The organism is Bacillus sp. OK048, assembly GCF_900103525.1.
Classification (GTDB): Bacteria; Bacillota; Bacilli; order Bacillales; family Cytobacillaceae; genus Neobacillus.
In genome coordinates this window covers 45,001-67,046 of sequence record NZ_FNHN01000004.1, presented here as the reverse complement: position 1 = coordinate 67,046, position 22,046 = coordinate 45,001, and the positions used below count along the sequence as shown (strand labels likewise).

Annotated in this window: 24 protein-coding genes; 20 read left to right on the top strand and 4 right to left on the bottom strand. The window is 38.4% G+C overall.

Translation table 11 applies throughout. The features are described from left to right. The 5 genes from BLR86_RS08990 (at position 1) to BLR86_RS25975 (ending at position 6,242) form a co-directional block, all read left to right on the top strand. A complete protein-coding gene (locus tag BLR86_RS08990) occupies positions 1 to 1,644 on the top strand; it encodes an ABC transporter permease (protein ID WP_090760489.1) in 1,644 nt (547 codons plus the stop codon). Beyond that, positions 1,644 to 2,333 (top strand): ABC transporter ATP-binding protein, encoded by a 690-nt coding sequence (locus tag BLR86_RS08985; RefSeq protein ID WP_090760487.1) that lies wholly within the window; start codon positions 1,644 to 1,646, stop codon positions 2,331 to 2,333. Before BLR86_RS08990 ends, BLR86_RS08985 begins: the two co-directional genes overlap by 1 nt. Positions 2,334 to 2,463: 130 nt before the next feature. Next, positions 2,464 to 4,203, top strand: coding sequence for an ABC transporter ATP-binding protein (locus BLR86_RS08980; protein ID WP_090760485.1), 1,740 nt, complete (start codon positions 2,464 to 2,466; stop codon positions 4,201 to 4,203). Continuing rightward, positions 4,200 to 6,002: an ABC transporter ATP-binding protein gene (locus BLR86_RS08975; protein WP_090760483.1), complete on the top strand. Its 1,803-nt coding sequence runs from the start codon at positions 4,200 to 4,202 to the stop codon at positions 6,000 to 6,002. Before BLR86_RS08980 ends, BLR86_RS08975 begins: the two co-directional genes overlap by 4 nt. A gap of 63 nt (positions 6,003 to 6,065) precedes the next feature. Then, a complete protein-coding gene (locus BLR86_RS25975; RefSeq protein ID WP_175492832.1) occupies positions 6,066 to 6,242 on the top strand; it encodes a hypothetical protein in 177 nt (58 codons plus the stop codon). A 35-nt stretch (positions 6,243 to 6,277) separates the two neighbouring features. Here the strand turns inward: BLR86_RS25975 and BLR86_RS08970 are convergent, their stop codons facing one another. Next, positions 6,278 to 7,933, bottom strand: coding sequence for an ABC transporter substrate-binding protein (locus tag BLR86_RS08970; RefSeq protein ID WP_090760481.1), 1,656 nt, complete (start codon positions 7,931 to 7,933; stop codon positions 6,278 to 6,280). A 101-nt stretch (positions 7,934 to 8,034) separates the two neighbouring features. Here BLR86_RS08970 and BLR86_RS08965 point away from each other — a divergent pair, with 101 nt between their 5' ends. The 4 genes from BLR86_RS08965 to BLR86_RS08950 all read left to right on the top strand — a co-directional run bounded on the left by BLR86_RS08965 (position 8,035) and on the right by BLR86_RS08950 (position 11,784). Beyond that, positions 8,035 to 9,279 (top strand): MDR family MFS transporter, encoded by a 1,245-nt coding sequence (locus BLR86_RS08965; RefSeq protein ID WP_090760479.1) that lies wholly within the window; start codon positions 8,035 to 8,037, stop codon positions 9,277 to 9,279. A 237-nt stretch (positions 9,280 to 9,516) separates the two neighbouring features. After that, positions 9,517 to 10,293 carry an amino acid ABC transporter substrate-binding protein gene (locus BLR86_RS08960; RefSeq protein WP_090760477.1) on the top strand — a complete coding sequence of 259 codons (777 nt, stop codon included), beginning with the start codon at positions 9,517 to 9,519 and terminating at the stop codon, positions 10,291 to 10,293. Positions 10,294 to 10,362: 69 nt separating this feature from the next. Beyond that, the gene (locus BLR86_RS08955; RefSeq protein ID WP_090760475.1) at positions 10,363 to 11,022 is read left to right on the top strand and encodes an amino acid ABC transporter permease; all 660 of its coding nucleotides are present in this window, start codon (positions 10,363 to 10,365) and stop codon (positions 11,020 to 11,022) included. Between the two features lie 15 nt (positions 11,023 to 11,037). Further along, complete coding sequence (locus BLR86_RS08950; RefSeq protein ID WP_090760473.1) at positions 11,038 to 11,784, top strand: amino acid ABC transporter ATP-binding protein; 747 nt, start codon at positions 11,038 to 11,040, stop codon at positions 11,782 to 11,784. Between the two features lie 56 nt (positions 11,785 to 11,840). On the opposite strand, the gene BLR86_RS08945 is transcribed toward BLR86_RS08950, so the two are convergent. After that, positions 11,841 to 12,269 carry a VOC family protein gene (locus tag BLR86_RS08945; protein ID WP_090760471.1) on the bottom strand — a complete coding sequence of 143 codons (429 nt, stop codon included), beginning with the start codon at positions 12,267 to 12,269 and terminating at the stop codon, positions 11,841 to 11,843. Positions 12,270 to 12,466: 197 nt separating this feature from the next. Between BLR86_RS08945 and hpt the strand changes: the two genes are divergently transcribed. The 11 genes from hpt to BLR86_RS08895 all read left to right on the top strand — a co-directional run bounded on the left by hpt (position 12,467) and on the right by BLR86_RS08895 (position 20,496). After that, positions 12,467 to 12,994 carry a hypoxanthine phosphoribosyltransferase gene (gene hpt / locus BLR86_RS08940; protein ID WP_090760469.1) on the top strand — a complete coding sequence of 176 codons (528 nt, stop codon included), beginning with the start codon at positions 12,467 to 12,469 and terminating at the stop codon, positions 12,992 to 12,994. A gap of 29 nt (positions 12,995 to 13,023) precedes the next feature. After that, complete coding sequence (locus tag BLR86_RS08935) at positions 13,024 to 13,257, top strand: hypothetical protein (RefSeq protein ID WP_090760467.1); 234 nt, start codon at positions 13,024 to 13,026, stop codon at positions 13,255 to 13,257. A gap of 329 nt (positions 13,258 to 13,586) precedes the next feature. Further along, complete coding sequence (locus BLR86_RS08930; RefSeq protein ID WP_090760465.1) at positions 13,587 to 14,165, top strand: LemA family protein; 579 nt, start codon at positions 13,587 to 13,589, stop codon at positions 14,163 to 14,165. Further along, on the top strand, positions 14,162 to 14,920 hold the full coding sequence (locus BLR86_RS08925) for a TPM domain-containing protein (protein ID WP_090760463.1): 759 nt from the start codon (positions 14,162 to 14,164) through the stop codon (positions 14,918 to 14,920). Before BLR86_RS08930 ends, BLR86_RS08925 begins: the two co-directional genes overlap by 4 nt. Before the next feature lie 88 nt (positions 14,921 to 15,008). Beyond that, a complete protein-coding gene (gene cyoE / locus BLR86_RS08920) occupies positions 15,009 to 15,932 on the top strand; it encodes a heme o synthase (RefSeq protein WP_090760461.1) in 924 nt (307 codons plus the stop codon). A gap of 332 nt (positions 15,933 to 16,264) precedes the next feature. After that, a complete protein-coding gene (locus BLR86_RS25630; protein WP_139185587.1) occupies positions 16,265 to 16,414 on the top strand; it encodes a cytochrome C oxidase subunit II in 150 nt (49 codons plus the stop codon). 12 nt (positions 16,415 to 16,426) lie between these two features. Further along, on the top strand, positions 16,427 to 16,894 hold the full coding sequence (locus BLR86_RS08915) for a cytochrome c oxidase subunit II (protein WP_090760459.1): 468 nt from the start codon (positions 16,427 to 16,429) through the stop codon (positions 16,892 to 16,894). 19 nt (positions 16,895 to 16,913) lie between these two features. After that, positions 16,914 to 18,596 (top strand): cbb3-type cytochrome c oxidase subunit I, encoded by a 1,683-nt coding sequence (locus BLR86_RS08910; RefSeq protein ID WP_090761077.1) that lies wholly within the window; start codon positions 16,914 to 16,916, stop codon positions 18,594 to 18,596. Between the two features lie 75 nt (positions 18,597 to 18,671). Next, positions 18,672 to 19,304, top strand: coding sequence for an SCO family protein (locus BLR86_RS08905; RefSeq protein WP_090761075.1), 633 nt, complete (start codon positions 18,672 to 18,674; stop codon positions 19,302 to 19,304). Positions 19,305 to 19,307: 3 nt separating this feature from the next. Beyond that, positions 19,308 to 19,865 (top strand): hypothetical protein, encoded by a 558-nt coding sequence (locus tag BLR86_RS08900; RefSeq protein WP_090760457.1) that lies wholly within the window; start codon positions 19,308 to 19,310, stop codon positions 19,863 to 19,865. Between the two features lie 22 nt (positions 19,866 to 19,887). Next, positions 19,888 to 20,496: a class I SAM-dependent methyltransferase gene (locus BLR86_RS08895; RefSeq protein ID WP_090760455.1), complete on the top strand. Its 609-nt coding sequence runs from the start codon at positions 19,888 to 19,890 to the stop codon at positions 20,494 to 20,496. 15 nt (positions 20,497 to 20,511) lie between these two features. On the opposite strand, the gene BLR86_RS08890 is transcribed toward BLR86_RS08895, so the two are convergent. After that, positions 20,512 to 21,543, bottom strand: coding sequence for a UvrB/UvrC motif-containing protein (locus BLR86_RS08890; RefSeq protein WP_217642372.1), 1,032 nt, complete (start codon positions 21,541 to 21,543; stop codon positions 20,512 to 20,514). Positions 21,544 to 21,671: 128 nt separating this feature from the next. After that, positions 21,672 to 22,037 (bottom strand): DoxX family protein, encoded by a 366-nt coding sequence (locus tag BLR86_RS08885; protein ID WP_090760453.1) that lies wholly within the window; start codon positions 22,035 to 22,037, stop codon positions 21,672 to 21,674. Positions 22,038 to 22,046: the final 9 nt, after the last annotated feature.

The following is a 22,046-nucleotide window of genomic DNA, read 5'->3' as shown; positions in this document are numbered from 1 at the left end:
ATGAAGGCAAATTTAATTAAACGTAATTTCAAAAAGGAAATTAACGGTTGGTGGATCATTAGTTTAATTGGGGCAGTAGTTATTCTACTGCCTATCCTTTTTGTTTTCTCTTCCATTTTCCAAGAGCCAACTGAAAACTGGCTTCATATTCGCCAGTACTTGCTGAAAAATTATGTTTCAAACACCATCATCCTTGTGGTTCTAACAGCTATTTTTACATCCTTTTTAGGTGTAACCTTGGCGTGGCTGATTGCAGCTTACGATTTTCCACTGAAACGTTTTTTTCGTTGGGGATTAATTTTGCCACTATCGATCCCGACTTTTATCGCTGCCTACACCTATCGAACGATGTTAGGCTTTACTGGGGTCGTACAATCAACGTTAAGGAATCATTTTAATTATCATATTAATGCTGAATGGTTAACGATTTCAGGAATACGAGGTGCAGTTTTTATTTTCACTCTATTTCTATTCCCGTATGTGTATATCATAACGAGAGCTTTCCTTGAAAGTCAAAGTACATCCTATATAGAAAATGCAAGACTGTTAGGACGGAAACCATTAGCAGTGTTTTTTAAAGTAGTACTTCCTCTTTCAAGGCCAGCTATTGTTGGGGGGACCATATTAGTAATTTATGAAGTGCTGGGTGACTATGGAGTCACTAGCTTTTTTGGCATTCATACCATTTCAACAGCTATTTTTCAAACCTGGTTCGGGATGTACGATGTGAATTCAGCCATGAGACTCGCATCTTGGTTGATGGTTATCATCATTGGTATGTTTTTTTTAGAAAGATTTCTTAGGCACCGGCGACGATATCATTTAAGCAATAAATCGCGTACCCTTGTACCGATGAAATTGACAGGAATAGCTGGAACAGCCGCTTTCATGTATTGTGGAATCATATTTCTGCTCGGATTTCTCATTCCATTCATTCAGTTGATGGCATGGGCAAAAATGACGTTTCATAAAGTTTGGGATGCTTCATTTTTTACTTTGATTTACCAAACGGTCTATGTAGGCGTAATAGCTACTTTGCTTATTCTTGTTCTTGCAGTTGTTGTCGCAAACGTTTGCCGATCTCATTCAACATTTTCTTTCATCTTATCAAAATTCGTAACCGCAGGTTATTCCATTCCTGGCCCAATTATTGCAATTGGTGTACTGGCAATGTTTATTACATTTGATAATTGGCTCGCTCCTGTATACTCTTTTATGGGGATGGGTGATTCACCTCTCATCCTAAGTCTATCTTTAATAATGTTAATTGTTGGCTATTTTATTCGTTTTATGGCGACTGGTTTTAATGCTACTGAAGTGGGATTTGAGAAAGTGGGAACAAAATATATGGAAGCTTCAAGAATGCTTGGGTTGGGTGTGACAAAAACGTTCTTTAAAGTGGACCTTCCTTTAATAAAAGGCTCTTTAATTAGTGGATTTATTTTAACGTTTGTTGAAATTTGCAAGGAATTACCATTGGCCTTGTTGTTGAGACCTTTTAATTTTGAAACATTAGCAACAAAGACCTTTCAATATGCAAACGATGAGCAAATACATGAGGCTTCTATTTCTTCGCTTCTAATAATTGTAATAAGTATTTTATCTGTAATCATTTTTCAGACAGTAGGTAAGAGGGTGAAATAATGAATTTTGTCGAAATTAAGGGTCTTACTTTTTCATTTTCTCGAAAAGAGAAACCAGTAATTAATGATTTTTCTTTTTCTGCGAATAAAGGGGAAATTGTCGGCATTTTAGGACAAAGTGGAAGTGGAAAAAGTACATTACTCCGTTTGATATCGGGACTGGAAATGCCGAAAAAAGGAACCATTAAAATTGCTGGTACTACAGTTGTAAGTGAAGGTGTATTTATTCAGCCGGAGCAAAGGGGAGTGGGGATGGTTTTTCAAGACTATGCCCTTTTCCCTCATATGACGGTAAAGGATAATATTCTTTTTGGTTTATCACGTTTACCTAGAAAAGAGCGGAAATCCCGTGTAGATGAGATGCTGCAGCTTGTTCAAATGGAGGATTTTCACAAAAGATACCCGCATGAATTAAGTGGTGGGCAGCAACAAAGGATTGCACTTGCTAGAGCGCTGGCACCAAAACCGAATTTGTTGCTAATGGATGAACCATTTAGCAATTTAGACACTGATTTAAAAGCGTCGATTCGAGAGGAACTAGGAGTGATTTTAAAAAAAGCCAACATGACTTGTATCATAGTCACACATGACCGAAATGATGTTGAGGCGATATGTAATGATAGTATTATGCTTGGCCAGTTGAATGTTCCTACTAGCTTTAATAGAGAAAAATTCAAGAATATAAAGTAGAAATGCCTCAATTCCTATATGGAATTGAGGCATTTCTATTTTGCAAGAGGTAAATAGAAAAAAATTTTTCAAATAGTAATGAATATTTCTATTATTTGTAATAAAATAAACTTTTGCGAGGGGGATATTTATGAACTTATTAAAAACTACATTATTGCATTTTAAACCATATTGGAGGAAATTGCTGTTAGCTTTGTTATTTTCACTATTAGGTGGTGCATTAACGATTGTGCCTCCGATACTGGCAGGGAAATTAGTGGACGAAGTAATTGGGGCTAGAGAGACGACCCTTTTGCTATGGCTTGTCGCCGGTGTTCTTGTCGCTTTTCTAGGGAAGTCACTATTTGAGACGTTACAGGAATATGTGCAGGTGAAAATCGGGCTCGATGTTATAACCGATATGCAGATTCGGGCCTTTAAAAAGCTCCATCGGACCCCAATGTCATTTTTTACAACGACACCTAGAGGGGATATGTTGTATCGGTTAACGCATGATGTCGAGTCTGTTCAAAACTTAAATAATACGGTTGTTCCACGTATATTACAGCAAGTGATTGGTGCAGTCGCCGCATTTACAGCAGTATTTGCGTTATACTGGCCAGCAGCCATTGTCATGTTTGCTGTATTCGCTATTTACATACTTCCATCATTTAAGCTCGGTAAAACGATGCGGAAAATGAGTGCCGTCCAACGGGATATGAGTGCAGATATGTACCAGCATCTGCAAGAAAGTATTGAAAGCACTAGGCTCGTTAGGACGTTCCAGACACAAGAAAAGGAAATTGAAACACAGCGCAAAAAACAAACAGAATGGAAAAACTACTCGATTCGTGCAGCCCTGATTGGAAAGGTAAATTGGCGCCTAGGGAATTTATTTAATATCGCAACTCCTGGCGTTGTCATGCTGGTCGGAGGCTTTTCCATATGGGAAGGGACGATTACGATTGGAACCCTGATTGCCTGTCTAAACTTTATCCCTATTATGTTTTTACCTGTCCGCTCGTTGGCTGAAAATGCGCTGACCATCCAACAGGCAATACCGGCTTTGCAGAGAATCTACGAATATTTTGATTTACCGGAAGAACATGAAGAAAATCTGCCTTCGTTTGGAAAGATAGCAGGAAAAATAGATTTAGAGAACATCTGGTTTACGTACCCTAATAGCGATAAAAAAATCCTTAAAGGCGTTTCGCTCTCAATGGAACAAGGGAACCACATTGGGATTGTTGGCACAAGTGGAGGCGGGAAAAGTACACTTATCCAAATTCTACTAGGCTTATATGAACCTGAAAAAGGGTCTGTGCTTATCGATGGAAAGAACCTTTTCTCCTACAATCGAAATAGCTTTAGACAGCAGGTAGGGGTTGTTTCCCAAGAAACATTTCTATTAAATAGTACACTTCGGAATAATCTTTTATATGGAAAGCCTAATGCTACCGATGAAGAGTTACATCGAGCAGTGGATGCAGCTGGCTTAAAAGAGCTCATCGAGTCACTGGAAGAAAAGTATGAAACGATTGTCGGCGAACGCGGTTTAAAGCTCTCCGGAGGACAAAGGCAAAGGGTGGCACTTGCTAGGGCGATTCTGCGCCAGCCGCCAGTCCTGATTTTTGATGAAGCTACTTCATCCTTAGATGGGGAAACAGAGGAAAAAGTCCAGGAATCCCTGGAACAACTAATTCCAGGAAGAACGACGATAACGATTGCTCACCGGCTTGTGACGGTCAGAAATGCAGACAAAATTCTCCTTTTAGACCAGGGGATGGTGGCGGAAGCGGGGACACATGAAGAACTTCTCTCATTAAAAGGTCAGTATTATGAATTATACAAAGCGCAATATAGCGAGTTGGAAAAGGAGATGATTGGATGAATGTAAATACTGTCTCCCAGCCAAAAAAGAATCGTGATGGTAGAAGGGTCCTCGCATTTTTAAGACCCTATAAAAAGTGGGTTTTTGCTGACTCATTTGTCATTGCGATTAGTCAGGTATTTTCAGCATTAATCCCAACCTTAGCTTTTAGCTGGCTCGTTGATACGATCATTCCGAATGAAAATCACTCTTGGTTATGGGGGTTAATGTGGCTGCTAGTCTTTTCTGCCGTCTTTGATTTAGTCATGATGGTCATTGACGAATATTTTTGCCATCAAACAGCAAAGACAGTAACCAATTGGCAAAAGCTCCGGCTGTTTAGTCATTTACAAGTGCTGCCCTATTCCTTTTACCATAACAATTCATCTGGAGAACTTTTGGCAAGAGTCTCGGATGACCCGGATACACTCCATAATTTCCTGGCGTGGGAAGGATCGACATTCATGGCAAGTGTCCAGGGGGTTATCATTTATAGTTTGGTGTTGCTATGGATTCATCCTTATTTGATGATTACGAGTGTTATTTTGGGTGTTATTTTTTACTGGGCCTCCAATTATTTGGGAGCAAGAACGAGAGCTGCTTCCGCTGACGCGAGGATGGAGGCTTCCCGCTATCTTGAAAGGCTAAGGGAATCGGTTACGGGAATTCATTTGTCACGAGTCATGGGTGTTTCTGAAAATGAAGTGGAAAGTGTTATTGCCATCCGAAATTCCTTTGTAAAGCATTCAATTAAGGAACTAAAGGCAAGAATGCAGTCTGTTGTCGTCATTGCCAGCTATAATGGATTTGCATTAGGGATAGTCTATTTTATTAGTACGTTATTAATTTGGAACGATAGTTTGACTAGCGGACAAATGCTTACCGCTGGGGGCTTAGTAACGATAGCTGCGAACGAAATGCAAAGACTCTTGCGGAATTGGCTTTCTGTTAGAAGAACAGGACCGGCACTTGATCGCTCAGATATTCTTCTCGCCTATCTGCCATCCAAGGCGGAAACAGTGGAGGGGATTCGCGGCGGTAGAGCTAGGGGGGATGTAAGCCTAAAAGAAGTAACATTTGCGTATCCAGAAAAAGAAGAGAATGTTTTGTCAGGTGTTTCTTTTGCCATTCATGCTGGGGAGAAAGTGGCCTTAGTCGGACCAAGTGGTTCTGGTAAATCAACGATTGTCGATCTGCTGTTTAAACTTTATGATACGAATAATGGTTTGATTGAAGTCGATGGCAGAGACATAACAAAGTGGGATACAGGCTGGCTTCGTTCGCAAATGGCGATCGTGACCCAAGATGTTCAATTGAGAAATGGTTCTCTTGCAGATAATTTAAGAATTGGAAAACCTAACGCCACAGAGGAAGAGTTACGAAAGGCGTTACACGATAGCGGGCTGGATGAATTGGTTGAAAGTCTGCCGGAAGGTTTGAATACAAAGGTTGGAGAAAGAGGAAGCCTGCTTTCTGGGGGACAAAAGCAGCGGTTATCGCTGGCAAGGGCTATTTTAAAAGACGCACCTATCCTTATTCTTGATGAAGCAAGTTCCGCTCTCGACCCAATTACGGAAACGCAAATCAATGATGCGGTTTTAAAAACAGGAAAAAAACAAACGATATTAATTATATCTCACCGCTTATCTACGGTACTTTCTGCAGATAAAATCATTGTTCTTGAAAATGGAACAATTGTAGAAACAGGTAGGCACGCTGATTTGCTCGAGAATAACAATGGTGTCTATGCAAGATTGTTTGGAAGAGAAGCCGAAATGGGTGAAGAAACAATTAGTAATTCTAGTATTCATGCGAGATAAATCTTGCTCATATTTTTCCAATATATGTAGATACTATCCTTGACATTAACAAGGAGGTGCTAAATGATGCCAAACGCAAAAGATTACGTACATCAAAGTATGTCTTCTGTACAAAATACAGTTAACACCCTGCAGCAAGCCCTAAGCAATGCTGAAAAACCAGAGAACAAAAACAAAATCCAACAAGCTATTAATTCGCTTAACTCCGCGCAGGACCAACTCACTGGATATCAGGATTAATTTTATATAATGGCAAGGAAGCCTGACGAGCAAAGTCAGGCTTCCTTTTTTGGCTTCATCCATAATTTCGATAAATCAACATAACCAAAATGCTTTATTTCGACGTTCATTAGATTAATGGAAAACGGTATCTGCCGTTTTGAGTAATAGAGTGGAATACAGAGAGAATTTTTTATCAAATAATCCTCTATTTTTAAATGCTGATCCATCCATTTTTCAAAGGGGATTAAATCGTAGTTTTGGATTAATTTTTGCAATCGGTCATCACTTTGTGTTAATTTACGGAGTGGTGAAACGGTGTTTTTCATAAAATTAAAATAGGAAAAGCATTGGTTCATCTCAAAAATTTCTCCATGAATAAATAAATCTGCCGCACCTTTTAAATGGTCATGATACAGGGCATCGTGAAACGAGACTTCTTCTAATTCTATACTGAGTCCAGCATCATCAAGGATGTTTTTTAACCAAAAGGATGCGTCCTTTGAATAACCAGTATACTTCATCCGTAATGGCTTTGTAAGGGTCGGTTTTGGTATGTTAGGCATCGAGTAAGTCTTCGAATAACCAATTAAACAGCCATTGGAATTTTCCGATATTCGCGCATCAATTGTTGAAATTTCTGTGCGATGTTTATCTATCAGCATATGAATGTAATCTCTTACTTCCTTTCTAGCAATATCGGTCTGACGAAAAGCATTCATCACGACGATACCAAAGCCTGAATCACTCTCCACTTCAAAGGTTCCGACTTCTTTAGATTCATGAGCGCCATAATAGACATTTCCAAATTCTCTTGAAACCTGAATAAATTCCACCGTATCCAACAGCGGACGCTCACCGTAATAATGTTTAAAAGCATGTAAAATCGTTTTTTCTTCCGTATCTTTTTCCAAATAAAAGCTGCCTGTTCCGATAATTGATCCGTTTGTTGTTTCCTTATAAATACTCGCGGAGATCATACTAAGAAGCGGTAAAATATAGGTACAGCCATGTGGAAATTCAAGTTCTACGATTAGTGGTGCAGGAGAAGATATTCTGTTAATAGGTTTCCAGAGTTCAGCATAGATTTCATCCTGCTTCATACGCAAAAAAGTTTGAACGACGTCCTCCGACTTTAAAATTGAACCATCATGAAAGGTAACATCTTTTCTTAGATACAAGGTTAACCGCTTATCGTTTACTTCCCAGCTATGTGCAAGTTCAGGCATGACTGTATTATCTTCCTTCAATGCAACAACCCTGTTATATAAGTTTGCTATTAAGTTTGCGCTATGGACGTCCGCAGCCTTTAATGGGTGATATGTTAAGAAACGGTAAAATCTCGGAATAATTAACCGGTCCTGCCCTTCTTGATGAAACCCAAATTTGGATTGAAACTTGGTCATTAACCGCTGTTTGGTTTCCGCTGACCATTTATATAATAGTAGTTTACTAACTTGTTCAATGGAGTATTTTTCTAAATGAGATAAAAATTGTTGTTCATACTCTGTTTCCACTTCCTTAATCCAGCACAGTTTAGAATCATTTCCTCTGCCTCTTCCAGCCTGAAAGTTCAGCCAGCCTTCTTCCTGCCATTGATTCAGTTTCCGGCGGGTTTGCTTTGTACTAAGAGCTAATTTTTCTGCCAGCTGTTTAACTTTAACCTCCCCAGAAGAGGTTGTATTCCATAATGCTAATAAATAGTGGTCCATCTGCTCATTCCCCTTTAAAAGTAGACATATTTTTGAAAATTGGTCATTTTTTTATTATTACGTCTAGTTTACTATAGATAGTATGAAAGGTGTTGTTAAATATGGCATGGAAAGACTATCCTCAAAATATTAAGGTTCGACTGATCACCTCGTTTTTTAGCCGGGCGATTTTCAGCTCTGTCATGCCGTTTATGGCGCTCTTTTTTGCACAGCACAAAGGTGCGGTTTGGGCAGGTATTTTCTTAGCGATTACGGTAATAATAGGCTTTTTTATTAACTTTATCGGTGGCTATATTTCAGACCGCTTTCCTCGGAAAAAGATTATTATTCTTTCATCAGCGGCAAGTGCGCTTATGTTTGCTCTTATGACTGTAAGCTTATTGCCTGACCAAAAATGGATTGTATTATTTGCCATCAGTTATGTAGTATTCACGATAACGAGCAGTCTAGGAAGGCCCGCGATTCATGCCGTGATTATCGACTCCACCACACCGGAAAATCGCAAGAGTGTCTATGCACTTGAATATTGGTTTACTAATTTATCGATGGCAATCGGTGCAGCTTTAGGTGGACTTTTGTATGTGAACCATCAAATAGAACTTTTCATTGCGTTAACGATTGTTTCTATTAGCTTGCCAATCGCCTATGGCATATGGCTGCAAGATACACGTGTTAAGCTATTGGAAAAAAAGCATGAAAACCTTTTTGTGGATCTCATTCAAAACTACAAAGTCGCATTTCAAGATAAACCATTCGTCATGGCAGTTGCTGGGTCAATGTTTATTTTTGCGGCCGAATTTTCACTAAATAGTTATATCGGAGTACGATTAGCAGAGGAATTCAAATCGGTATTTGTTGGGAATTTTGAAATCGCAGGGGTAAGGATGTTGAGTTTTCTAAATATCGAAAATATGCTGATGGTAGTAGCGCTTACCTTTTTTATTACAAAAATAACGGATAAATTCTCAAAACGGAAGATGCTTTTGCTAGGATTATTGCTATATAGTGCAGGATACACGATTGTCACTTCGGCGAATATTTGGTATGTTCTTGTTTTATTTAATGCGCTGGCCACTATTGGAGAGCTGATTTACTCTCCAATTATGAATGCAGAAAAAGCAAATATGATGCCGGAGGACAAGCGTGGCTCCTACTCGGCCTTTTCTAACTTAAGCTTTAGCGGCGCAGATTTAATCGCACGTGGTGCGATCATATTGGGGGCTTTTTTGGTACCAACCATGATGTCTGTTTTCGTAGGGATTATTTTAATGGCTGGGACATTCCTGCTATATAGTGGACTTTTTGTTGCAAATAAAATTCGTGTACAAAAGAATATTTCAGCATGACGCAGTAGGTGTCGAAAATTGTAGAACCTGATTATTTAGTAAAGGATTATTGGGTCCAAGGTCAAGATCATATGATTTGGAAACGATCAACGAAGGGAGTCTATTAAATAGGCTCCTTTTTATTATTATTTTTTTTAGCTATTGAGTTCGATAATGTTATAGTGTTATAATGTGGTATCGTGATAATGTGGTAACGCACTAAAGTGAATTTAAATTTAATTAAAGGTGGTACATAAAATGAAAAAACGATTAGCTATTATGATTCTTATTTTAACTTCTGTGTTTGCGATCGTAACTGGATGCTCAAATTCTGCTGGAAAAGAAGAAAATACTCTAGTTATCGGTATCGATGATAAATTTGCCCCAATGGGATTCCGTGATAAGGATAACAATATCGTTGGATTTGATATTGATTTTGCTAAGGCGGCTGCGAAAAAGATGGGGACCGAGGCTAAATTCCAGCCAATTGACTGGAAAACAAAAGAAGCAGAGCTTAGCAGCGGACGAATTGACTTAATCTGGAACGGATATACGATCACAGATGAACGAAAAGAGAAAGTCCTTTTCACAAAACCATATCTTAAAAATGCACAGGTCCTTGTTACCCTGGCTGATTCTAAGATTTCCAAGCTAGATGATTTAGAAGGGAAAGTAGTGGGACTTCAGTCACTTTCTTCAGCATCCGACGCCCTGGATGCTTCGCCAGTAAAAGGAAAACTTAAGACCGTCACTGAATTTGCTGACAATGTACAAGCCTTAACAGACTTAAAGAGTGGGCGTTTGGATGCTGTGGTGATTGATGAGGTTGTTATCAATTATTATATGGCGAAAGAGGAAGGTACATTTAAGGTGCTTGATGAATCGCTTGCTCCAGAGGAATACGGAATTGGCGTGAAAAAGGGAAATGAAGCGTTGCTTGAAAAACTCCAAAAGGCACTTGATGAAATGAATGAGGACGGAACAGCTGCTAGTATTTCCGATAAGTGGTTTGGAGAGAATAAAGTACTAAAGTAGTATAGTCTGGAAATAGGGTGAAACAGGATTTCCTTGGGGAAACCTGTTTTGTTTTTGGAGGAGTTTACCATGTCATTGGAATATTTTAAGTCGATTGTTATGCCTATGCTTGAAGGCGCCCAGATGACCATTCTATTGTTTTTCATTGCGATAATTGTCTCTATTCCACTTGGTTTTTTACTAACACTAGCTGTTAAAAGCAGCGTAAAGCCTGTATCCTTACTAGCACAGGGCTATATTTACGTGATGAGAGGAACTCCGCTATTACTGCAATTACTATTAATTTGCTTCGGCCTTCCTATGCTGCCAGTTGTCGGAGAATATTTAGTCTTAGATCGATTCGTTGCAGCTTGTTTAGGGTTTATATTAAATTACGCAGCTTACTTTGCTGAAATATTCCGCGGCGGTCTCCTGGCGATTGATAAAGGGCAATATGAAGCCTCACAGGTTCTTGGGTTGAGTAAGTGGCAGACAACTACAAGGATCATTTTACCGCAAATGTTTCGGGTCACTCTTCCCGCTCTTGCCAATGAATCGGTGACACTTGTCAAGGACACGGCCTTGCTCTATGCCGTTGCAGTACCGGAACTCCTACACTATGCTCAAACAGCTGTTAACCGAGACTTTACGATTGTGCCATTTTTCGTTGCCGGTGTGATTTATCTGATTATGACACTCTTTTTAACATTTGTTTTCAAAGGAATTGAACGAAGATACAAATTTGAATAAAAAGGATTGGTAAATGTGGCTATCATTGAGGTTTCCAACCTGAAGAAATCGTTTGGCAAGCTGGAAGTACTAAAACAGATAACCTTTGATGTTAATAAAAATGATGTAATCGCAGTAATTGGTCCATCTGGATCGGGGAAAAGTACCATGCTTCGCAGTTTAGTCCATTTAGAGGAAATAAATGCAGGAAGCATTACGATTTCTGGTGAAGCTTTTGTTAAGGATGGAGTTTACGCGAATCCACAGGAAATCAAAAAGATTACTTCAAAAATGGGTATGGTCTTCCAGCATTTTAATTTATTCCCGCACCTGACGGTTAAAGAAAATTTAGAACTGCCTCCTAGATTGGTAAAGAACGAGCCGATTGCATCGATCCAGCAAAGAAGTACGGAACTATTGAGAAAGGTTGGGCTTACAGAGAGAGCGGATGCTTACCCTGCCAATTTATCAGGCGGTCAAAAACAACGGGTAGCTATTGCTAGAGCGTTGATGATGAACCCTGAAATTCTTTTGTTTGATGAACCTACTTCTGCACTTGACCCTGAATTGACTGGTGAAGTCCTTGAGGTAATCAAGGCACTTGCCGAAGAGCAAATGACGATGATGGTTGTGACACATGAAATGGGCTTTGCAAGGGAAGTGGCAAACCGGGTTATTTTCATGGATAACGGAGAAATTATTGAATCCGGAAACCCTGCAGAATTGTTTACAAATCCTCGGAACGAACGGACAAAAGCGTTCCTAAGCAGAAGCTTGAAATAAGTAGAATTCAAAAAGGATACAGTCATTAAACGGCTGTATCCTTTTTGTATGTGAAATTAATTTCCATATTCTCCACTATCATGACTTATCTGCCAGTGAATACCGAATTTATCTGTTATCTGGCCATAGAGTTTAGCCCAAAAGGTTTCTTGGAGCTCCATCGTAACAGTGCCGCCTTCTTTTAATTGATCATACCAAGATTGAATATCATCCAAATTTTGGCTGACTAAGGCAAGTGTTACGTTGTTTCCTTCGACAAATGGCGAACCAGGATAGTTGTCAGAAAACATAATAGTACTTCCGTCGACGTTAAGTCTTGTATGCATCACTAAATCTTTTACTTCCTCTGGCATCTCGTAATCGGGGTGTTTCGGTCCTTCGCCAAAGGTCATGATGTTCGGTGCTTCTGTTTTAAAAACCTTTGCATAAAATTCTACTGCTTCACGGGTGTTACCATTAAAAACAAGGTAAACATTAACTGGCATTTTTCTTCACTCCTCGAAAATATCTATGTACAAATTCCATTCTAACCGATTAATTCAATAATAATCTACTTTCTTTACTTTTTTATATCAATGGATTTAAACTAAAATAGTCCAAGTAGAAAATTTGTTTCAAGATGCTATAAATCGGGAATAATAATGATGTCCAGTTTGGACTAAATAGAAAGAAGGAATAATTCTTGCCATATCGAGTAAAAGATACGATGATTTCAGAAGAAGAGATTAAACTAAGAGTGAAGGAATTAGCAGCGGAAATCGAAAGTGATTTTAATAATGAGCCAATCATGCTTATCGTTGTGCTTAAAGGGTCGTTTGTGTTCGCAGCAGACCTGATTCGTGGGATGAAAGGCGATTGTAATGTGGATTTCATTTCAGTATCCAGCTATAGTGACCAAACCGAAACAACAGGTAAAGTAAAGCTTCTTAAGGACCTTGATGCTGATATTACGAATAAAAATGTTTTGGTGGTTGAAGATATCATAGACAGCGGTCTAACACTGCATTTTTTACGGGACCATTTAAACATGCATAAACCAAAAAAAATGAAAATATGCACACTCCTGGATAAGCCTGAACGAAGGAAAGTTGAACTGCCAGTTGATTATGTCGGCTTTGTGATCCCGGATGAATTCATTGTCGGCTATGGTATTGACTATGCTCAAAAGTATAGAAACTTACCTTATATTGCGACAGTGGAGGAGTATTAGTTAGCAAATGTTGAAGGAGGCTGGATGCTTTGACTGCAAATATTTTTAAAGGAAAAGAGGAAGAAGAAAAAAATAATCTAGAAGAAATTCTGGAAAATGCAATTGAAATCGAAGAAGATTTAATGCGGACATATTTAATAACAGCTGAGCGCATTCACGATGATGCTGAACTCAAGGATCGCTTAGAAAATTTTGCAGAAGGAAATGCTAAAAGAACCAAACAGCTCATCGATGAATTAAATGAAACGAAAGAAGAAAAATAATAGAAAGCTGTGCGGATTCAATTAATCCACACAGCTTTTCAAATTGGAATATAATTAAAAGGAAAGCTGTGTTAAGTGATACTGTTGATTTTATTACCTGTTGATTTGAGCGGAAGGCACGAGACTCCTGCGGGACTAGCAGGTCAGGGTGAGACCCCGCAGTCGCGCAGCGGCGAGGAGGCTCACCGACCGCCCGCGGAAAGCGAAGTGCCTCGTGACAGGAAAAGAACGCCTGTCACTGCGGTGATTATTCAAAGAAGCTTTCCTTAGTGGAGCTCAAATCAACAGCCAAGTTTAACATAGCCAAAAGGAAAGGAGATGTGTTCAAAATGAAAAAAGGTTATATGATCATTGGAATTATTGTTGCTGTAGTTGTAATATTGGGTGTCATGTTAATGTCGAGCTATAACAATTTTGTTAACCTGGAAGAAAATGTAGACCAATCCTATGCCCAAATTGAGAATCAGCTACAAAGAAGGCTGGATTTAATCCCAAACTTAGTGAATACCGTTAAAGGGTATGCATCACATGAAAAAGAAGTGATTGCATCGATATCAGATGCACGGGCAAGATTGGCAGGAGCAAATACAGTGGAAGAAGAAGCAACTGCCAATACTGAATTAACGGGTGCACTAAGCCGATTACTTGTAGTGGTTGAAAATTATCCGAATTTAAAAGCAGACCAGCAATTTACACAATTAATGGATGAATTATCTGGAACTGAAAATAGAATTTCAGTGGCACGAAAAGATTATAATGATCAGGTCGCGGTTTATAATAAAAAAGTAAAGCAGTTTCCTGGGGCACTAATCGCAGGAATGACTGGTTTTGATCAAAAAGAATATTTTACAGCAAATCCTAAAGCGGCTGAAGCTCCACAGGTTGACTTTGGAGGCAATGGCGAATGAAACCGAAAAGGGTCTACAGCCTTCTTTTTGTATTCCTTTCTTTTTTGCTTTTACAAAGCAGTGCACTAGCAGAGACTATTAAAGTGCCAGCGCCTATCGGGGATATTTATGTACAAGATTTTGCTAAGATATTAACTGAGGATGAAATAACGGAAATAAGAAGTATGGGCAGATCAGTTGAAGATCGAACTACTGCGCAAATTTCTGTTTTAACAGTTGATACCATTGGGGAAAACACGATTGAGGAATATGCGAATGAAGCTTTTAGACAATATGGAATTGGAAATGAACAGGAAAATAATGGAGTATTGTTAGTTATAGCCGCTACAGACCGCTTAATCAAAATCGAAGTAGGCTATGGACTCGAGGGGAGGATTCCTGACGGAAAAGCTGGCCGGATTCTAGATCAATATGCCATCCCTTTCCTTCAAAATGATGAGCCAAACAAGGCGATAGTAGAAACATATAAGGTTTTGGCAAATGAAGTGTTAGCTGAATACGGTCAAGAAGGTGGGCTGTCGAGTCCTGAAAAGCAGGTTCAACCGAATACTAGTGATAAGGGGCTTGGTATACCTTCTTGGCTATTGATTATTATTGTGGTAGTGGTTGTGGTGCTTGATTTTAAATTTTTTGGAGGTACCCTCACGTATCTGTTGCTGTCTATTATTTCACGTGGCAGAGGTGGAGGCGGCGGAGGCTCTAGAGGTGGAGGCGGTGGCTCATCAGGTGGTGGCGGTGCAGGGCGAGGCTGGTAAATATTCTCAAGTGATGCAAATCAATGTAATAAGCCTTAGGTTTATGGTTTAATGGTTCAAAAGGGTTTAAACTTGGGGGTATTTTTTAATGAATAAAAATGAGGCATCTTCTATTCAGAAGGCTTTCTTAGACAAACAGAATACCTCTACCATCATAGCTGATTTAATATCACTTTTTAAAGCTAGGGTCTTGGTTGCAAATGTTCTGCCTGTGTTTACAGGGTTTTGGCTAGCTCTTTATTTTACGGAAACATCCTTTAGCACCCACTGGGGAGTTTTTTTGTTAACGATAGTAGGAAGTACAATGGTTATGGCAGGAGCACTTATCCTTAATAATTGGTATGATGTTGATATAGATACAATAATGGAGAGAACCAAAAAACGACCAACTGTAACAGGAAATATACCATTAAAAGTTGTTTTAACAATGGGGATTGTTTTTACGATCATTGGATTTATTCTTCTTCTGTTTACGACTCTTGAAGCAGCCATTTATGGATTCATTGGTTGGTTCACCTATGTATTCCTGTATACGATGTGGTCTAAAAGAAGATACACTTTTAATACACTCATTGGCAGTGTTTCAGGTGCCGTTACTCCATTAATCGGGTGGACTGCCATTGAATCAGGTTTCCATTTAATCCCGATTATATTATTTCTAATCATCTTTATTTTTCAAATGCCGCACACCTTTGCGATTGCTATGAAGAAGTGTAAAGAATATAAAGCAGCAGGTGTTGCGATGCTGCCAGTTGTCCGCGGATTTAAAATAACGAAAAGGCAAATTGTTGTCTATGTGGCATGCCTGCTTCCTTTACCTTTTTTCTTATCACCGCTGGGTACACCATTTATTGTCATTGCAACATTACTAAATATTGGCTGGTTAGTTGCCAGTATTTATGGGTTTTTTACGAAAGACGATCTAAAGTGGGCTCATGTAATTTTTCTTTATTCTGTAAATTATGTAACGATTTTGTTCGTCTTGATGATAATTGTCACATTGCCTATATAATTAGTCTGAAATAGAATTTAAGTTAGCTGTCCCTGTGTAGTGGGGGCAGCTATTTTTTTTGAAAATTCTTAGACGCATTTTATCATCGTTCATAATTTCGTCACTTTTTCTAATCTAAATAATTACTATTTTGCAATTTTAAATTTTAATTCTACAAGGCTTGAAAAAGTTGATTTTAGTTTATTGGCGGCTCGTTAAATAGAAGACTGAAATAAAAGTTTCGGTTGATTTTCATGTTATTCCGTTCTCAATTATGTGATTCAGTTCACTTCAGTGAGAATGCTTCGCAATTATTATATAAGTAAGAACAAATTAAGGGGGTAGATGTTTCAATGGGAGCTACAAAAGATAATTCCAATAAAAAAGAGAGTAAGGAAGTCGAAGCACCATTAAAGGGAACTTGGATTTCCGTAACCGTGGTTGGAGTCGTTATTGTTGCAACTTATGCAGTACTATATGGACTATATATGGCAAGATTTTAAGGGGGGATAAAGATGAAAATGCACTTAGATGAAAAAATCTGGCTTACGATAAGTTTTGGAATCATTATGGGATTCATGCTAATTACTGGATACCAAGCATTTGCCTTGGGAATGGGACCGCCAAGTAATATGGAAACGATTGACCCGCAGAAGGTGGATCAAACAGCACCATTCGATCACCCTGGTATAAAAGAAATAGGCGACAATGAATATGAAGTCGTCATGACGTTACAAGCGTTTGGTTTCACTCCAAACAAGATTGAAATCCCTGCTGGAGCAAAGGTTACGTTCATCTTAACGTCAAAAGATGTCGTTCACGGATTTGAAGTTGCTGGAACAAATATCAATGCAATGGTTATGCCAGGTCATATTCAAAAAATTACACAAACATTTGCTAATGCAGGAAATTATTTAGTTATCTGTAATGAATATTGTGGTGCTGGTCACCAAGTAATGAGCACAACGATTACGGTAAAATAAGGGGGGATAATAGATGAAAATGGAAGCAGATTTAAAAACAGGTTTCAAAGATAAAGCGAATAAACTGCTAGGATTTTACCCAGAGGATGCAAAATTATCGAAATCATATATAGCTGTTGCATTTATCGCATTACTAGTTGGTGGATTTTTAGGATTATTACAAGGATTAAATAGAGCAGGATTGTTAGAATTGCCAACTTGGTTTAATTATTACCAAGTACTAACGGCACATGGATTATTGCTAATCCTCGTGTTAACAGCCTTCTTTACCATTGGATACTTTTATGCAGCACTTTCACATAATTTAGGGGGACTTCTTCCAAAAGTAAGAAAGCTCGCTTGGGTAGGTTTCTTTGTGAAGTTGGTCGGGTTTGTTTTAGCCATCATTCCAATCTTAATGAATGAAGCATCGGTTATGTACACCTTCTATCCGCCGATGGCTGCACATCCAGTATTCTATATTGGTTTAGCATTAATCGTAGTTGGTGTTTGGTTGTGCTGTATTGGAGCATTTATCCAAGTAGCGAATTGGAGAAAAAATCATAAAGGGCAACATGTTCCAATCCTATCTTACTTTGCAACTGGTGTATTCGTTCTATTATTTTTCGCTCTAATGTTCGTAGCAGTTGAAGTATTATTTATGATTCTTCCATGGGTATTTGGCTGGGTCGACACAATCAATGTAATGGTCGCTCGTACACTGTTCTGGGCTTTTGGACACACATTGGTTAATATCTGGTATTTAACAGCTGTTTCTGCCTGGTACGTAGTGGTACCAAAAGTGATCGGCGGTAAGCGCTGGAGTGATACATTAACACGTGTGGTTATTATCGCTTTAGTCATTATGAACATCACTGGTGGATTCCATCACCAAATCATTGACCCGGGTATTAATGCAGTCGTTAAATTTATGCACGTATTTATGAGTTTGGCCATTGGCTTCCCATCACTTATGACAGCATTTGCACTATTCGCCGTATTTGAGCGTACGGCTAGAAGAAAAGGCGGAAAAGGATTAATCGGCTGGTATAAGAAAATGCCTTGGGGCGATGTTCGTTTCCTAGCACCATTTATTGCAATGCTTGCCTTTATTCCTGCTGGTGCAGGTGGTATTGTTCAAAGTACCAATCAACTCAACCAAGTCGTCCATAATACCATGTGGGTGGTTGGACATTTCCACTTAACATTAGGTATGTCAGTCGTAATGACATTTTTTGGAATTAGTTATTGGTTGGTTCCTTATATTTCAAATCGCGTATTAACACCACAAATCAATCGATTAGGTGTTATCCAAACATGGATTTGGACAGTTGGTATGATCTGTATGTCTGGTGCTATGCACTACGTTGGATTACTTGGTTCACCAAGAAGAACCTCTTACACAACTTATGGCGATCATGCAACAGCATTAGGCTGGGACCCATATTTGATGTTATTAGCAGTTGGCGGTACGTTGTTAATTATCGGTGTTATTCTTCAAGTGTACGCCGTATTCAATATGATGTTCTTTGCACCAAAAGGTGATACAGAATTCCCAATTGCCGAAGAAGAAGAGAACGCATCAAAAACTCCTTATTGGACAGAGCGTTGGGGTATATGGATTGTTATCATGTTAATCGTAGTAGCAATGGCATATGTAATCCCGCTTACAGAATTTATCGTAAATGCACCTCCAGGATCACCACCATTTAAAACTTGGTGATTTGACGAAAGGAGATAGCTCAAAGTGCTTGGGCTATCTTTTTATTCTACTAAAACAAATTTGGAAGTGATCACTATGATCAAGAATAGGTATACGAAAATCTCATTTTTTCTTGTAATAGTATTTGGAATTGGATTGTTTTATATCGGAACCGATGGATTCACGGCATTTACTGCTGAAACTGCCAGAGTACAGCAGCTAAAAGAGGATCAACCTAATTTCCCTGAAGTTACCCTTGAGGACAGTATGGGAAAAAAATATTCTATAACTGAATTTGAAGATAAATATGTATTTATTACATTTCTCTATACATCCTGTACCACTGTTTGTCCCGAATTAGAATATAACATGAAGCAAGTGTACGATAAACTGCCGAGTGGAGTTAAAGGTGAAGAAATTGTTTTTCTAAGCATAAGCTTCGATCCTGAAAGAGATACACCGGCTGTTTTAAACAAATACAAAGACTTTTTTAAAAGCGATGGTGAAACCTGGCGGATGGCCAGGATTCCAAACCAGGATGAGTTAGATTCTTTATTAAAAGCATTTGGGGTCATTGTAATCCCAGATGATAACGGAAATTTTGCCCATAATTCTGCTTTTTATTTAGTAGATAAAAAAGGTAGACTGGCTGATGTAATGGACTATAAAAAAATCGATGAAGCTGCTCAAAAGGTTGCTAAAATCTTAGAAAACAAAGGGGAGGAATAGACTATGAATCAGTCATTTTATGGCTTACTTTTATTCATTTTCTTAGTTATTCCCCCTGTTGCAGATTTCATGGAATCCTTAATGGTCATTCATATGCATATGCAAATGCCGATGCTGGTGATTTCAGGGTTCTTAATGGCAAAATTTTTTCAAACCAAATTTCCGGGATTTTTTGAGAAGTGGAATCGTAATGGGGTTCCAGGAATTACATTATTTGTCATCATCATGGTATACTGGATGTTACCGCGATCAATGGATGAAGCATTAACTTCTCAGATTGTAGAAGGATTTAAATTTATCAGTATACCATTTTTAGCTGGAATACCTTTAAGGGACAGTTGGAAAAAACTCAAACCTGTTGGGAAAAATGCGATTATTATTAGTTTTACCATTCTATTTATTGGCTTGGGATGGTTATATATTTGGTCACCTGTACAATTATGTAATAACTATCTAGTAATAGAACAAGTAACACTTGGATGGGCATTTTTACTGACTGCAATCGGTATGATCGTCTATTTGGGCTATAACTTTTTTATTGACCCTTCGGCTTATGAATGAGAGGGCAGGCAGGAGATTATAAATGAGAGTACTTAATTACGATGAATTGTTGAACATAAAAACTGGCGGAGACCATAGGGGATATAATAAGTCTTTCCATTATCACCGGTATGAGGCCACTCCCTATAGTGCACTTGAACTACTATTTGCTCGTTATCAATTGACTAGCAGCGATCATATTGTTGATTTTGGCTGTGGAAAAGGAAGATTAAACTTCTACATTCATCGCTTCTTCCAAGCTTCTGTTGCCGGAGTAGAGATGAACGAGACTCTCTATCAGGAAGCAATTGAAAACCAGAATAGTTATGTAAAGAAATATAAAAATGGCAAGGACAAAATTCAATTTCACTGCTGCTTAGCAGAAAAATATGAAATTACTCCTTTAGATAATCGTTTTTATTTTTTTAACCCATTTACAATCCCGATCTTTTGGAAAGTCATTGATCATATTTTAGCTTCGGTAGAAAATTTCAAACGAGAAGTAGACGTAATACTATATTATCCATCTGAAGATTATATCTATTTTTTAGAAAACCATACCGTCTTTGAACTAATCGAGGAAATTCAGCTTCCCGGTTTATACGAACATAATCCCAATGAACGATTTTTAATTTATCGGCTGGCTTATTAAGAAAGCCCTCAATGTCTAATATGACAATTGAGGGCTTTTATGATTAAATAACTTGATAACTGCCTTTTCAAGGCTGGCATTCGTCTTTTTCTGAAGCCATTTATCAGGAATCACAAAATAGCTGCAATGACTGCCTTTTAAGTAGCGATAAATAATTTGTGCTTGATCGATTTCATCTTTGCTCACTTCACGGTTGGGAGAGAGGGCATCCTGCTTAAAATAATTCTTAATTCGAGTAGCATGTTCTTCGACTGCTACATTCTCTGGGGTGAATTTTTCACTAAAAAGGATTTGGTTTCGTTTTATGAGAAATAGCTTGTAGGTTTCCTCACTTAAATTTTCAAGAACTACGATGTTTTTATTCTTCTCTGTAAAATCAAGGACCTTACCTTTTTTAATCAAAAAGGAAATCGCCTCAATCCTATCCCGATACTTTGCAGCGGTCTCGAAATCAAAATTTTCAGAAGCAGCTGCCATTCGCTTCTTCATTTCTTCGAGAATGCTCATATCCCCGCCTGAAAGTAAGGAGATGATGTTGTCTAGTATTTTATTATACTCCTTAATTGCAGGACCGCCTCGACACATGCCCATACACAAACCTAAGGAATAGTTTAAGCAAGGAGAATTGCTTTTCTTGTTGGTGCTACAAAGTATATTAAAGGATTCTTTGATTCCAAAAATCGCTTGTTCAACTCTATTCTTACTTGGATATGGACCAAAATAAATCCTTCCATCCCGTTCATGTTTGGTACTTGTTATTTCAAAGGTTCGAAATGATTGATTCATTTCAAAGACGATATAATTGTAGGCTTGTGGGCTTTTCATCATTTTATTAAATAATGGTTTTCTTTCCCTGATTAATTTACATTCCAGCATAAATGCCTCAAATTCGGTATCGGTCAAAATGTAATCAAAATCCTTTATATTGTGAACAAGCTTGATAATCTTTTGAGGATGGTTCTTGGACTGTTGAAAGTAGGATTGAACTCGCCGCTTCAGATTTTTGGCTTTTCCTACGTAAATAATCAAACCTTGGGAATCTTTCATTAAATAAACCCCTGGGGTGGAGGGAAGCGAACGTACCTTTTCTTTTAGCAAAATAATGATCACTCCCTTCCTCCACTTATTTTATCATAAAAATAAACCAGATTGATTGCAACCAATCTGGTTAAAACCTATGATGGTGATTTGGAATATAAGGTAATCAGCAGCAGTAGCATGACAATATCCAATCTTGCTTTGAAAGCAAATGATAAAATTCCACTATTTAGCAGTGGCAGCTTTGTTAGTAAGATGGCTGCAATCATGATTCCAATTAAGGGGATGACTGCATGTTTTACATTGCGATTTAGCAATATGAGTATCCCACAGATTATTTCCAAAAAAGCTGTAACATGCAGCAGCATATCTGGAAAAGGCAGACCTAAACCGATAAACACTTCTGCTAGTTCTACACTAAATAATTTCATTACACCAGATGTGATAAAGACATAGGCTACAGCAAATCGGACTAAACTGAATGTTGTTAACGAATGATTCATGTCCATTCC

Excerpts from the sequence above, each read along its gene's own strand:
- BLR86_RS08915 (WP_090760459.1), top strand. The coding sequence starts at position 16,427 with ATGAAAATGCACTTAGATGAAAAAATCTGGCTTACGATAAGTTTTGGA.
- BLR86_RS25630 (WP_139185587.1), top strand. The coding sequence starts at position 16,265 with ATGGGAGCTACAAAAGATAATTCCAATAAAAAAGAGAGTAAGGAAGTC.
- BLR86_RS08885 (WP_090760453.1), bottom strand. The coding sequence starts at position 22,037 with ATGAATCATTCGTTAACAACATTCAGTTTAGTCCGATTTGCTGTAGCC.
- BLR86_RS08965 (WP_090760479.1), top strand. The coding sequence starts at position 8,035 with ATGGCATGGAAAGACTATCCTCAAAATATTAAGGTTCGACTGATCACC.
- BLR86_RS08980 (WP_090760485.1), top strand. The coding sequence starts at position 2,464 with ATGAACTTATTAAAAACTACATTATTGCATTTTAAACCATATTGGAGG.
- BLR86_RS25975 (WP_175492832.1), top strand. The coding sequence starts at position 6,066 with ATGATGCCAAACGCAAAAGATTACGTACATCAAAGTATGTCTTCTGTA.
- BLR86_RS08945 (WP_090760471.1), bottom strand. The coding sequence starts at position 12,269 with ATGCCAGTTAATGTTTACCTTGTTTTTAATGGTAACACCCGTGAAGCA.
- BLR86_RS08930 (WP_090760465.1), top strand. The coding sequence starts at position 13,587 with ATGAAAAAAGGTTATATGATCATTGGAATTATTGTTGCTGTAGTTGTA.
- BLR86_RS08900 (WP_090760457.1), top strand. The coding sequence starts at position 19,308 with ATGAATCAGTCATTTTATGGCTTACTTTTATTCATTTTCTTAGTTATT.
- BLR86_RS08895 (WP_090760455.1), top strand. The coding sequence starts at position 19,888 with ATGAGAGTACTTAATTACGATGAATTGTTGAACATAAAAACTGGCGGA.
- BLR86_RS08975 (WP_090760483.1), top strand. The coding sequence starts at position 4,200 with ATGAATGTAAATACTGTCTCCCAGCCAAAAAAGAATCGTGATGGTAGA.
- BLR86_RS08925 (WP_090760463.1), top strand. The coding sequence starts at position 14,162 with ATGAAACCGAAAAGGGTCTACAGCCTTCTTTTTGTATTCCTTTCTTTT.
- BLR86_RS08960 (WP_090760477.1), top strand. The coding sequence starts at position 9,517 with ATGAAAAAACGATTAGCTATTATGATTCTTATTTTAACTTCTGTGTTT.
- BLR86_RS08890 (WP_217642372.1), bottom strand. The coding sequence starts at position 21,543 with ATGAAAGATTCCCAAGGTTTGATTATTTACGTAGGAAAAGCCAAAAAT.
- BLR86_RS08990 (WP_090760489.1), top strand. The coding sequence starts at position 1 with ATGAAGGCAAATTTAATTAAACGTAATTTCAAAAAGGAAATTAACGGT.
- BLR86_RS08955 (WP_090760475.1), top strand. The coding sequence starts at position 10,363 with ATGTCATTGGAATATTTTAAGTCGATTGTTATGCCTATGCTTGAAGGC.
- BLR86_RS08970 (WP_090760481.1), bottom strand. The coding sequence starts at position 7,933 with ATGGACCACTATTTATTAGCATTATGGAATACAACCTCTTCTGGGGAG.
- BLR86_RS08905 (WP_090761075.1), top strand. The coding sequence starts at position 18,672 with ATGATCAAGAATAGGTATACGAAAATCTCATTTTTTCTTGTAATAGTA.
- cyoE (WP_090760461.1), top strand. The coding sequence starts at position 15,009 with ATGAATAAAAATGAGGCATCTTCTATTCAGAAGGCTTTCTTAGACAAA.
- BLR86_RS08910 (WP_090761077.1), top strand. The coding sequence starts at position 16,914 with ATGGAAGCAGATTTAAAAACAGGTTTCAAAGATAAAGCGAATAAACTG.
- BLR86_RS08985 (WP_090760487.1), top strand. The coding sequence starts at position 1,644 with ATGAATTTTGTCGAAATTAAGGGTCTTACTTTTTCATTTTCTCGAAAA.